The 11,838-nt window shown below is 62.2% G+C and carries 11 protein-coding genes; all 11 read right to left on the minus strand.

The genetic code is table 11. The annotated features are described in order from the left end of the window. Positions 1–493 (minus strand): TspO/MBR family protein (locus tag ABJF10_RS23630; protein ID WP_348547081.1); only part of this gene is annotated, 493 nt, incomplete at its 3' end. A 45-nt stretch (positions 494–538) separates the two neighbouring features. Further along, positions 539–2,878, minus strand: coding sequence for a PAS domain S-box protein (locus tag ABJF10_RS23635; RefSeq protein WP_348547082.1), 2,340 nt, complete (start codon positions 2,876–2,878; stop codon positions 539–541). Positions 2,879–3,025: 147 nt separating this feature from the next. Continuing rightward, positions 3,026–3,664, minus strand: coding sequence for a pyridoxamine 5'-phosphate oxidase (pdxH, locus tag ABJF10_RS23640; protein ID WP_348547083.1), 639 nt, complete (start codon positions 3,662–3,664; stop codon positions 3,026–3,028). Further along, positions 3,661–4,296 (minus strand): ABC-type transport auxiliary lipoprotein family protein, encoded by a 636-nt coding sequence (locus ABJF10_RS23645; RefSeq protein WP_348547084.1) that lies wholly within the window; start codon positions 4,294–4,296, stop codon positions 3,661–3,663. The genes pdxH and ABJF10_RS23645 overlap by 4 nt, the downstream gene beginning before the upstream one ends. Before the next feature lie 23 nt (positions 4,297–4,319). Continuing rightward, a complete protein-coding gene (locus ABJF10_RS23650) occupies positions 4,320–5,297 on the minus strand; it encodes an MlaD family protein (protein ID WP_348547085.1) in 978 nt (325 codons plus the stop codon). Continuing rightward, entirely contained in the window at positions 5,294–6,073 is a 780-nt protein-coding gene (locus tag ABJF10_RS23655) for an ATP-binding cassette domain-containing protein (RefSeq protein ID WP_348547086.1), read from the minus strand. Before ABJF10_RS23655 ends, ABJF10_RS23650 begins: the two co-directional genes overlap by 4 nt. 30 nt (positions 6,074–6,103) lie before the next feature. Next, on the minus strand, positions 6,104–7,261 hold the full coding sequence (locus tag ABJF10_RS23660) for an ABC transporter permease (protein ID WP_348547087.1): 1,158 nt from the start codon (positions 7,259–7,261) through the stop codon (positions 6,104–6,106). Further along, positions 7,258–9,207 (minus strand): heavy metal translocating P-type ATPase, encoded by a 1,950-nt coding sequence (locus ABJF10_RS23665; protein WP_348547088.1) that lies wholly within the window; start codon positions 9,205–9,207, stop codon positions 7,258–7,260. Before ABJF10_RS23665 ends, ABJF10_RS23660 begins: the two co-directional genes overlap by 4 nt. 10 nt (positions 9,208–9,217) lie before the next feature. Then, positions 9,218–11,029: an arsenical pump-driving ATPase gene (arsA, locus tag ABJF10_RS23670; RefSeq protein WP_348547089.1), complete on the minus strand. Its 1,812-nt coding sequence runs from the start codon at positions 11,027–11,029 to the stop codon at positions 9,218–9,220. Further along, positions 11,026–11,358 (minus strand): arsenite efflux transporter metallochaperone ArsD, encoded by a 333-nt coding sequence (gene arsD / locus ABJF10_RS23675; protein ID WP_348547090.1) that lies wholly within the window; start codon positions 11,356–11,358, stop codon positions 11,026–11,028. Before arsD ends, arsA begins: the two co-directional genes overlap by 4 nt. Further along, positions 11,336–11,838, minus strand: a 503-nt coding sequence (locus tag ABJF10_RS23680; protein ID WP_348547091.1) for a rhodanese-like domain-containing protein, incomplete at its 5' end; no start/stop codon positions are given. The genes ABJF10_RS23680 and arsD, both read right to left, overlap by 23 nt.

The following is an 11,838-nucleotide window of genomic DNA, read 5'->3' on the forward strand; positions in this document are numbered from 1 at the left end:
AGCCGTTCAGCCGCCAGATGGTGAAGTTTAGCGCGGCGGCGAAACTCACCCACGCTAGATAGGGCACCAGTAAAACGCCTGCGACTTTCCTGACCCGCCAGAACGATGCCAGCGTCGCCGCGATAGCCAGCCAGAGCAGGATGATTTCCGCGAAAGCGAGACCCGGTCGGTGCAAGCCAAAGAAGAGCGGAGTCCACAGCGCGTTGAGCAGCCATTGGAGAAGAAACAATCCTAGCGTTCGTCCCTGCGCCTTCCATCCGCCTTCGCGCCAGACCAGCCACGCCGCGACGGCCATCGAGACATAGAGCAGGCTCCACGCGGGGCCAAAGACCCACGGCGGCGGATTCCATGACGGCTTGTGCAATGTCGCATACCAGCCGTCCGTGGAAATGAAGACGGCGGTGCCGGAAGCCGCGAAACACAGCGCCAGCCAGCCAAACAAGGCGAGCGCCTGACGACCAGTAGAAGGTGAAGAGAGGGAAGTCGGGCTCATCGCTCGTGAATGATTTTGGAGACCGCGCCGCGGAGCGCAAAGCTTCTACAACCTGAGCGGCAGCACCTCTCGCAGCACCTTCAACAGCGTCTCCGCGGTGTAGGGCTTGGGCAGGAAATGCTTCACGCCGAGGCTGGTGGCTTGCGCGACGTGGTCGCTGGCGGCAAGGCCGCTTGCGGCGATCACGCAGGCATCGGGGTTCATCTGGAGCAGGGCGCGGATGGTCGCCGGGCCGTCCATCAGCGGCATCATCATATCCGTGAGCACGACGGCAATCTCCGCCCGATGAGCCGCATAGACGACCAGGGCTTCGACGCCATTGGCGGCGAGGATCGCGCGGTAGCCGAAGGTTTCGAGCGTCTGCCGTGTGATCTGGCACACGGCATCCTCGTCATCCACGACGAGGATCAGTTCATCGTGGCCGCGCGGCAAACTGCCCGCGGTTTTCGCCGCTGCTTCTGCCGACCCGACGGGCTGCGCGGGGAGATAGATTTTGAAGGTCGTGCCTTTCCCCATCTCGCTATAAACGCGGATGAAACCACCGTGGCTCTTCACGATGCCGAGCGTTGTCGAAAGCCCCAACCCGGTGCCATTGCCCACTCCTTTAGTGGTGAAAAAGGGATCGAAGATTTTGTCGATGACATCCCCGGGCATGCCCGTGCCGGTGTCTCTCACTTGAAGAAAGACGTAAGGACCGGGCCGGGCCTCCGGGTTGATGCTCATGCCGGCGTAGTGCGCGTCGAGGGTGAGGTTCTCGGCGGAGATGGTCAGCGTGCCCCCTTCCGGCATTGCGTCGCGCGCGTTGACGCAAAGGTTCATCAGCACTTGATGAAGCTGGGTGGGATCGCCCAGGACGATCCACAGGTCGCGTGGAAAGACGGTCAGCACTCGGATGTGCTTTAAGAAGGTTTCATTCGCGATCTTTTCGATCTCCTGAATGAGGTGCTGGACCTGGACTTCGATCCGCTGTCCCTCGACGCCGCGGGCGAACGAGAGCACCTGCTTGACCAAGTCGGATCCGCGTTGCGCGCTAGTCTGGAGGATGGCCAGCAGCTCCTGGCTGGACGCCTCGGTGAACTTCATCTTCAGCACCTCCAGCGACATCATGATCGGCGAGAGCACGTTGTTCAGATCATGCGCGATGCCGCCGGCCAGCGTGCCGATGCTCTCCATGCGCTGCGCGCGAAAAAACTGCTGTTCGAGCTTTTTGCGTTCGGTCAGGTCGAGAGCAAAACAGACGCCCTCGGTGGGAGCGTCCTCGAATGCCGCCGCGCCGACGAGCAGAGGCACGCGCGAGCCATCCTTGCGGAAGTATTCTTTTTCAAACGGCGAGAAGATTCCCTTCGCGGTGATCTCTTCCAGCGCACGCCTGTCGAGATCGGCATATTCCGGCGGTGTCATCGCGAGCCAGTTCATGCGTCCGGCTTCCATGTCTTCGCGGGTGTAGCCCACGAGCTGCAAGAAGGCGTCATTGGCTCCGCTGATCGCGCCGGCGGTGTTCCAAAACATCACGCCCTGCGCGTTGGAATCGACCAGGCGGCGAAACCGCGCCTCGACACGCCGACGGTCGGTGATGTCGCGTTCGACGGCGACGAAATGCGTAGCAAGCCCGGCGGGGTCAAGGACCGGGACAATATCGAGTTCGATCCAGTATTCCTCGCCGCTCTTTCGGTAATTGATCAGTTCCGCGCGCACGGGGATCCCCGCGTCGAGCGCCGCGTGGATGCGATCCAACTCGGATCGGCTGGTGTTCGGTCCCTGCAATATGCGCGGCGACTGGCCGATCACCTCCCCCCGCGTATAGCCCGTGCATCGCAGAAAGGCGTCATTCACGAAGACCATCCGCGGCCCAGGCTCCGACAGCGGTGCCGCTTCGGTGATAACCACCATGTCGTTGAGCCGCGCCAGGCAAGTCTCCAACAGCTTGAGATGCGTCTCGGCACGCTTGCGCTCCGTGATGTCGCGCACATTGCACTGGATCACTTTGGCCCCGCTGACCAGATAGACATTGCTGACGAATTCGACCTCGATCCGTCGCCCGTCGCGGGCTTCCAAGGGCAGGCTTTCGTAGCGGACGTATTCCTTTTCCTTCAACTCGGCGAACTTCTCTTCGTTGGCGACCACGTCCTTGAAGACCCCCAGTTGCCAGATCGCCTTGCCGAGAAACTCCTCATGTGAAAAGCCCAGCAGGGAGACCAGGAACGGGTTCACATCGACCACCATCCCCGTCTCGGCATCCAAGATGAGAATGCCGTCCTTGGCTGACTCGAAGAGCCGCCGATAGCGTAATTCCGAAGCCGCCAGCGCCTGCGCCACCTGCCTCTCGTCAAGAGGAGCAGCACTGTTTGGCGTTTCGGTCGTTGGGTTCGTTATGTTGCTGTTCATTTCGTTCTCGCCGAGAAAGGAGGCCGTCCAACCAGTCGCGACCTCAAATCTCGCGGTGGCCACGGCATCCGGCCAATACCTCTCCCGGACCTGCGCGATAGCCGAGAGCTATACGCGAATACGCTCGTCTCGGTCGGGTAACCAAACTCAAGGCGCCAGCCGATCCAACCGCCACGAGTCGTCGGGCTGCCGCGTGTATTCAAACCGGTCGTGCAATCGCCCGGGCCGGCCCTGCCAGAATTCGATCGTCCGCGGCTGCACGCAGTAGCCACCCCAAAACGAAGGCAGCGGGATTTCGCCTTCACCGAACTTCGTTTTGATTTGTGCCCACTCCATTTCGAGCATTTTGCGCGAGGCGATGATCGAGCATTGGGCAGACGCCCACGCCGACAACTGACTGTCCCGCGGGCGGGTCAGGAAGTAGCGCAAAGATTCGGCGACCGAGAGCTTTTCAGTGCGGCCTGTGACGATCACCTGGCGTTCGAGCGCCAGCCACGGGAAGAGCAATGAAGCGTGCGGATTGTGGGCAAGGTGCCGCGCCTTTCGGCTTTCGAGATTCGTGAAGAACACGAAACCGCGCGCATCGATTCCTTTGAGCAAAACGGTGCGCAGCAGCGGGCAGCCATCCGAAGCGACCGTCGCAAGACTCATCGCCGTCGGTTCGATCATCCCGGACTCGCAGGCCGCTAGCATCCAGATGTTGAATTGCGCAATCGGGTCCGCATCGAGATCCTCGCGCTCCAGCGTCCCGCGCCCGTAGTCAGACTGAAGGTCAGCGAGATTCATTGAGTGGTTTTCATCGGCAAAGCCGCTGCGAGTGCCTGGCCCGCTCCGGTGATTGCATCGCTGATTCGCTCGGCGAACTGCCCATAGTCCTTGCCGTCCCAAGGCGCTGAAGGCGCGGTGAAGACGCCGCGCTTGGTCACGGCGGAGTTGGCAGCGACTGATCGCACTTCCCAAGACATGGAGAAGCGAATCGAGCTGCTTCCATCCGCTGCCCGCACGCCTTCGCAGGCCAGAATGCGGATCGCGATTTGGTAATCCAGCGTGTCGCTTCCGAAGGAATCCAGTGTGACGCTCTCCACGTTGCTGGAGGAACTGAGCGCGTCTTTCATCGTGCGAGCGATGCCTTGATCGAGTGGTCCCGCCCAACAATCGAAGTCCGCGAAAGTGACTTCATTGACCTGAGTGCGGACGACCATCGCTTTGTTCCGCAGATAGGCCGGCACGTCAACGGGGCGCAATCCGACCTTCCATCGCTTGCGTTCGCCTCGCTCCGCAGTGTCGTGCGCTTGGGGCCGCGAGGTGAGCATATAAAAGCGCGTCGGATCGGTGTGCGGCTGCAACACGGAGCAGCCAGCGGCGGACAGGCAAAGCAGCAGCGCGAGCATTCGCCAAAGAAAGGAGGTGAGTGGCATGGGATAGCTGGTCATTCGCGTCGTTATCGGGGTGCCTTCTTGCCGGAGATGAAAGCGTTCGGGTTGCGCTCCAGATAGTCGGCGAGGCGTTGCAGCGAATCGGCGGCGTCCGAGATGTGCCGGAGGGTTTTGAAGGCTTCTTCGCCCAAGCCGCTTTGCGGGCCGGCGAGTTTGCGGACATTCTCCGCGGCGTCGTGGAAGGAATGCAGCGTGCGCACCAGTTCCTCGCGCACTGGCTCGACTTGGGTGTCGAGCTTCGCGACCAGCGCCTGCACATCGGTCGCGGTTTTGTTGAGGTTGGCAAAAGCCAGTTTGGCATCTGCGGAATTGGCGAGCGCTTCGATGGAATTCGCCGCGCCCGTCACTTGGGCGACCATGCCCTTCAGGTCCACTTCGCCGACCTGATGGTTCGCCGTTGCCAGCAGGGTTTTGAGTTCGCGCGAAAGCCCCGCGAAATCCGCATCGTGCAAATCGGTGACCACCTTTGAAAGGTTGGCGATCATCTCGGACATGCCCGAGGAGACCGCGGGCACGACGAGATATTGCGCAGCCGCTTCCACCGGCGGTGCGGGGAATTTTTGCGGATCGAGGAAGTCCAGCTCGACGTATTGCAGGCCGGTGATTCCCACGAGGTTGATCTGGGCGCGCAGTCCCTCCGCGATCAGTCGTTGCAGCGTGGCGCGATCGGCCAGCTTCAGCAGCTCGCCACCGCGATCGGTGACGACATCCTGATCCAACTCCGCGATGACAAAGACCTGCGACTTTCGGTCCTTCGCATCATAGTGAACGCCGATGCTCATCACGCGGCCCACCCGCACGCCGCGCAGCTTTACCGCGCTGCCGACATCCAGTCCTTGCACGGATTCATCAAAATAGGCGGCAAAGCGTCCGGGCTTGGAAAAAAGATGCAGGGAGCGAAACGACAGGAGCGCCACGACGATAAGCAAGAGGGCGCCGCAGACAAACGAGCCAACCACGATGGGGCTGAGTTTCGCTTTCATTTGGCAGGAGACGGAGGGCCGGGTTCATGGCGCCTTGTGAGATCGGCTTCCAAATTCAGAAAGCCCCGCACGCGCGCGTCGGTGCTCGTAGCGGCCAACTCGGCAGGCACGCCTTCGGCGATGATCCCTTTGGCTTCGCGGTCCAGCACGATGACGCGGTCGGCGAGCCGATAAACGCTGGAGAGCTGATGGGAGACGATGACCATCGTCGTTCCGAAAGTGTCGCGCACCTGGAGAATCAGCCGATCCATCTCGCGCAACGTGATCGGGTCCAGTCCCGTCGATGGCTCATCGAAAAAGACAATCGCCGGATCGAGCGCAAGCGCGCGAGCCAGCGCCGCGCGCTTTTTCATCCCGCCGCTGAGTTCCGATGGATACTGCTCTTCGGAGCCGGCAAGGCCGACCTGGGTCATTTTAAGCGCGACGATTTCCTGTCGATACTCGCGCGTCAGTGACGTGTGCTCTTCCAGCGGTAGCGCCACGTTTTCCGCCAGCGTCATGGAACTCCAGAGCGCGTTGTTTTGGTAAAGCACGCCGAAGGTTTTCAGGATCTCTCGGCGCTGGGTGGCATCCGCTGCGGTGAAGCTCTTACCGAAGTAAGAAACGTCTCCACGCAACGGCTTGAGCAGTCCGATCAGGCAGCGGAGAAGCGTGCTTTTTCCACATCCGCTGCCGCCGATAACGAACAGAACTTCCCGTTCATGAACGGCGAAGGATATGTCCTGCAAAATCACGGTGTCGCCGTACCCGCAGGCTAGGTTCTTCACTTCGATCACGCTCGCTGGGGTCGTGGTACTCATCCGTGTTTAGATCCCGAGCACATTGTAGATGAGGGCGAAGACCGCGTCGGCCAGGACGATGAGCATCATGCCGGTAACAACCGCCGAAGATGTGGCCGTGCCGACTCCCGAGGCGCTCCGGTCGCACTTCATGCCGCGCAGGCATCCGGCGAGCCCGATGGCCATGCCGAAGAACACGCTTTTGACTAAGCCGCTGGTGACATCGGACACGCCCACGCTCTCCTGCGTCTCGATCCAATAGGCCGACACGGGAATATCCAGCATCACCGCAGAGACGAACATCCCTCCAAGGATGCCGAGGACGTTCGCATAGACCACGAGGATCGGCATCATCACCGTCACCGCCAGCAACCGAGGCAGCGCGAGGAAATCCACTGACGCAATGCCGAGCGTTTCCAAGGCGTCGATTTCCTCGTCCACTTTCATGTTGCCGAGCTGAGCGGCGAATCCGACGCCCGTACCACCGGCGACGATCATCGACGCCATCATCGGCCCCATCTCGCGCACGACGGTCAGACCGACCACGTCGGCGACGAAAATGGCGGCTCCAAATTGCCGCAACTGCAAGGCTGCTTGAAAGGCCAGGATGACTCCGACCAGAAAGCTGACCAAGCCGACGATAGGCAGCGACGTGACCCAACACTGCTGCATCTGGACGAGCCAATCCATCCAGCGAAACCGGCCCGGATTTCTGACCAGGCCCACGAAACCGAGCGTGCATTCTCCGACGAACGCCACGACCTCCGTGACCTTGCCTGTCCACTTTTTCGCGATGCTGCTCGCCAGCACCAAGGGCGATTCGATGGACGCCTTCCGTTTCGTCTTTTGCGCACTGACCTCCGCGACCTGCTGCAGGAGCTTCTGCAAATTGTCGGGGAGCGCTTCAGCGAGAAATTCGTGCTTTGACGCCACGCACCACGCGCGGCCATGCACGAGGAAGAGCACGAGCGAGGTGTCCCACTTGCCGAGATCCTGCGGCATCACGCGCACGTCGGTCGCCGCTCGCTGGTTGAGCAGCGCGGACCAATTCGGAACCGGGTCGCTGAGCTGCCAATCGCCGCCCACTTTCACCGTGCATTCACCGCCCGATGGACCGGCCTCCCATTGAGCCGTAGCCGCTTTGGAATCCGCACCGGCTTCGGGCGATGGCGGGCTCGCGGTCATAGGTCGGTAATGACCTTCGGTGGAAAGGCCGCGCGCAATGCGTTCAGCACGGCCAGCACGTCGATGATTTCCTGAGCGATGGCGCCGTTCACCGGACTGAGGTGGCCGGTGGCGGCGAAGATCATGCCGATGACGCTCAGCGCCATGCCGCCGACCGCGCTTTGCAGGGCGATGATCCGCATCCGACTGCTGATGTGCATGAACTCGTCCACCTTTTTAAGCGAGTTATCCATGACGACGACGCCGGCGGCTTCGGCGGTCACATCGCTGTTTTGGCCGATCGCCATGCCGACCGTGGCAGCCATCATCGCCGGGGCGTCGTTGATGCCGTCGCCGACGTAGAGCGTCTTCGCTTTCGCCGTTTCCGCGCGAACGAGCGCGAGTTTTTGTTCGGGGCTTTGTTGCGCGTAAATCTCGGTGATTCCGACCTGCTCGGCGAGGTAACGCACTTCCGATTCGCGATCTCCCGAGACGATCATCACGCGGTCGAAATGGTGTTTCGGTCCGAGGTGATTCACGAACGATCGACTTTCCGCGCGCGGCGCATCACGGAAGCGCAAGGCTGCGGCGTATTTGCCATCGATCACTACCACACATTCGAGTCCGCCGGCGACTGGTGGGAGAAGCTCAGCGCCGGTGATTTTCTGCGCGAGCAATTTGTTCCGGCTGGTGACCTGCAACTCATGGCCGGAGACGATGCCGCGCAACCCGTGGCCCGGCTCCTCTCCGACCTCGGTTGCTTCCGGGAGCGTGATTCCCGCTTCCTTCGCGGCAGCGAGAATGGCGCGGGCCAGTGGATGCTTCGAGTAACGCTCCAGGCTCGCCACGAGTTTCAGCACTTCCTTTTGCTCGAAGCCGGGCGCGAGGAGCTGCTCCGTGAGCTTCGGCTCGCCGTAGGTGAGCGTCCCGGTCTTGTCGAAGATCGCGGTGCGGCATCCGGCAATTTGTTCGAGCACCACTGGCGTCTTGACGATGATCGCCCGCCGCGCGCAGAGGGAAATCGAGCCGATGATCGCGATCGGGATGGCGAGAAGCAGCGGGCACGGCGTGGCAATGACCAGCACCGCGAGGAAGCGGATCGACTCACCGCTGAGCACCCACGCCAATGCCGCCACGCTCAGTGCCACCGGCGTGTAGATCGAGCCGAGTTGATCGCCCAGCCTCTGCAAGTGGGGACGTTTGCTCTCCGACTCGCGCATCACTTCCATGATCTTCGCGTAGCGCGAATCCGCCGCGAGCTGGGTCGTGCGGAAGGTGAGTGCCGACTCGCCGTTGACCGCGCCCGAGATCACCGTCGAGCCGGAGGTCTTGGTGATCTGGAAGGGCTCGCCCGTCAGGTAGGATTCATCCATCACGCCGTGGCCCTCCGTCACCACGCCGTCCGCCGGGCAAATCTCGTGCGGATAGATCACGAGCGTGTCACCCACGGCGATGTCCGCCAACGCAACGTCGAGCATGTCCGGTCCGCTTTTGCGATGAGCGACCGATGGCATCCGCTTCGCCAGCGCGGCGAGCACCGAGGAGGCGCTGCGCAGCGCGTAACTCTCCAACGCTTCACCTCCTGCGAGCATCAACACGATGATCGTGCCCGCGAGATATTCGCCAAGCAGGACGGAGGTGATGATGGAAATGCCGCCCAGAAGATCGGAACCAAACTCCCGCTTGAGCAACTTCCGCAGAAGATCGTAGAGCATCGGCAAGCCGCCGAGAACGAGCGTGGCCAGCAAGGGAATCTGGTAAGCGCTCGCCAACGTGTGGAGGCCGAAGCGGAGCACCAGATGGACGACGATCGCCGTGATGGAAAGCGCCGCGATGAACGTGGACTTTCGCTGCCAAAGACGAGTCGGCGAATACCAAGGCAAACCGGGCGGCAGCGCTTGAGCGGTTTTAGGTATCGCGCGGCTTTCTGCTCCGCGGGCCGGTGGCTTCTCCAAGGTGGCTTTCATCGCGAAAGGTTCAGTCCGCGGCGTGGACAAGAACGGGTTCGAGATTGGACGATGCCAATTGCGCCAACGCATCCGGGCCGATGGGTTCCTCCGGCTGCCAGGGCAACCAGGCGGTGCGGGCCGCGTGGTTTTCCACAACTTCGCGAAGGTAGCGATGCTCGGCGTCTTCGCGTCGTTGAAGCAGCGGATCGCAGGAGCCGCTTTGGAGCAGGCTTTGGTTGATGACCCACGCAAACGGCTCGATGTGCGCGCGGCGCAAATCTTCCTGCAATGCGGCGGCCTCATGCACGGGCGTCGCTTCCGGCAGCGTGACGAGGAGGATGCGGGTGAACGCTGGATCGCGCAGCCGCTCCAGCAGTCGCAGCACTTCTTCGGGCTGGGTCGTGCGGGCCTGACGTTCCAGTTCGCGCTGATAAGCCTCGCTGGCATCGAGCAGAAGCAGCGTGTGGCCGGTCGGCGCGGTATCGAGCACGACGAAGCGGTTCGTTCCTTGACCGACCTCGCGGGCGAAAGCGCGGAACACGGCGATTTCCTCGGTGCAGGGCGAGCGCAGGTCTTCCTCCAGCAAGGACCGGGCGGCCTCGTCCATCGCGGCACCTTGCGCGTGGATGACCTCCGCTTGATAGGCAGCGGTCTCCGCTGCGGGATCGATCTTGCTGAGCATGAGCCCATCCACCTGACCCGCCAGCGTCTGCGCGACATGTGCGGCGGGATCGGTGGTGCTGAGATGCACGGGATGGCCGCGCCGCGCCAGCATCACGGCGATGGCCGCGGCGACGGTGGTTTTGCCCACGCCGCCTTTGCCCATCGTCATCACCACGCCGCTGCCCTGCTGCTCGATGACGGCAACGAGGTCTTCGAGGCTTTCCATTTCTGGCAGTGTCCAGTCGTCACGCAGCGGCGGCGTGCCGGTTGCGTTGCCATCGCCATCCAGCAGCACGCGCAGTCCGGCGATGCCGAGAATGTTGATCGGCCTCAGTGGCACGATGAAACTGGCCAGGCTGCCGATGAAGGCGCTCGCCGACGCCAAAGCAGACAGCCCTCGCCTCTGCATCGCTTGCGCGGTGACATCCGCGGGGCACTTGGTTTCAAAGATGCCGTTGATGATGAGGCACTGATTGCTCACGCCGAGGGCGCGCAATTCCTTGGACGTGCGCTCCGCCTCTCTCAGGGCAGCGAGTTGCGGACGGCTGACCAGCACGAGCGTAGTCGCGGTGGCATCGGCCAGCGTCTTGACGGTGGCTTCGTAAATGACGCGCTGCTTTTCCAAACCCGCGAGCGGGCCGAGGCAGGACGTGCCGCTGGTGTTGGCGTCGAGGAATTGATCCCACGCCTTAGCCAGACTCATCAGCCGTAGCGTGTGGCCGGTGGGCGCGGTGTCGAAGACGACATGATCGTAATCCTTCACCGCCTCTGGATTTCTGATCAGACCCGAGAACTCATCGAAGGCCGCGATCTCGACCGTGCATGATCCGGAAAGCTGCTCCTCCATGCTGCGCAACGCCGCCTCCGGCAGGAGGCCACGCACCGGTCCGATCAAGCGCTCGCGATACGCCGCCGCGGCTTCCACGGGATTGATGTTCAGCGCATCGAGCCCCGGCGCACCGGCGATGGGCGTGGGCTGGTTCGTAAGTTTCGTTTCCAGCACCTCATCCAGATTGGAAGCGGGGTCGGTGCTCACGAGCAGCACGCGCCTGCCCGCCTCGACGAGCTTCAAGGCCGTGGCGCACGAGAGCGAAGTTTTGCCCACGCCACCCTTGCCCGTGAAAAAGAGATAGCGCGTGGTCTTGGCAGGATCGGGCAGGTAGGTCGGCAAGTTCACGAGGCCACCGCCTCATCCTTGCCGAGCGCCGCGCGGAAGAAGGCTGGACGCTCTTCGGCGGTCGGGTAGCGCCCCTTCAGTCGAAGCTCTCCATCGAGAAAGATGAGCGGCAGTGCCTCTGTCTTCTCTGCCTCCAGCAAGGCTTTGACGGCCGGATTTTGCACGAAGGCCATCGGCTGCTGGCCGAGGTTGTAACGTTCGATTTTGATGCCTTGCGTGCCGAGTTGCGAGAGCATCGCGGCGAAGCTGACGAGATCAGAATCAATGTCGGTGCCGCAGACGCCGGTGGCGCAGCACATGGGCGGGTCATAGACTTGGATGGTTTTCATTTTGAGATGGTTGGGTGATCTGCCAGGTGCGATACGCGCCCGAGAGGTTGCGCGCGCGGAAGCCATGCTGGCTCAGGATGCGCGAGGCGTTGTAGGAGCGCTGGCCGCTCTGGCAGTAGGCGACGATTTCGCGATCGCGCGGCAGCTCGTTCAGGCGCTGGCGCAACTCATCCAGCGGGATGTGCGTCGAGCCGGGAATGAATCCGCGGGCGCGTTCGTCGGGACGGCGGACATCGAGCAGCAACGTGGTGCGGGGATCGAGCGCCGCAACTTCGTTCCACTGCGTGAGCGCCACATCACCGGCGAGCACATTTTGCGCGGCCATGCCGGCGAGGTTGACGGGGTCTTTGGCTGATCCGTAAGGCGGCGCGTAGGCTAATTCGAGTTCGGCCAGGTCGTGAACGGTCATTCCGGCCTTGAGCGCGGTGGCCAGCACGTCGATGCGTTTGTCCACGCCGTCGTGGCCGATGGCTTGCGCGC

This window comes from Chthoniobacter sp., assembly GCF_040003245.1.
GTDB lineage: Bacteria > Verrucomicrobiota > Verrucomicrobiia > Chthoniobacterales > Chthoniobacteraceae > Chthoniobacter.

What these genes read in the sequence shown, in the direction of transcription:
- ABJF10_RS23650 (WP_348547085.1), bottom strand. Translation starts at nt 5,297, where the DNA reads ATGAAAGCGAAACTCAGCCCCATCGTGGTTGGCTCGTTTGTCTGCGGC.
- arsD (WP_348547090.1), bottom strand. Translation starts at nt 11,358, where the DNA reads ATGAAAACCATCCAAGTCTATGACCCGCCCATGTGCTGCGCCACCGGC.
- ABJF10_RS23635 (WP_348547082.1), bottom strand. Translation starts at nt 2,878, where the DNA reads ATGAACAGCAACATAACGAACCCAACGACCGAAACGCCAAACAGTGCT.
- ABJF10_RS23665 (WP_348547088.1), bottom strand. Translation starts at nt 9,207, where the DNA reads ATGAAAGCCACCTTGGAGAAGCCACCGGCCCGCGGAGCAGAAAGCCGC.
- ABJF10_RS23660 (WP_348547087.1), bottom strand. Translation starts at nt 7,261, where the DNA reads ATGACCGCGAGCCCGCCATCGCCCGAAGCCGGTGCGGATTCCAAAGCG.
- pdxH (WP_348547083.1), bottom strand. Translation starts at nt 3,664, where the DNA reads ATGAATCTCGCTGACCTTCAGTCTGACTACGGGCGCGGGACGCTGGAG.
- ABJF10_RS23645 (WP_348547084.1), bottom strand. Translation starts at nt 4,296, where the DNA reads ATGCCACTCACCTCCTTTCTTTGGCGAATGCTCGCGCTGCTGCTTTGC.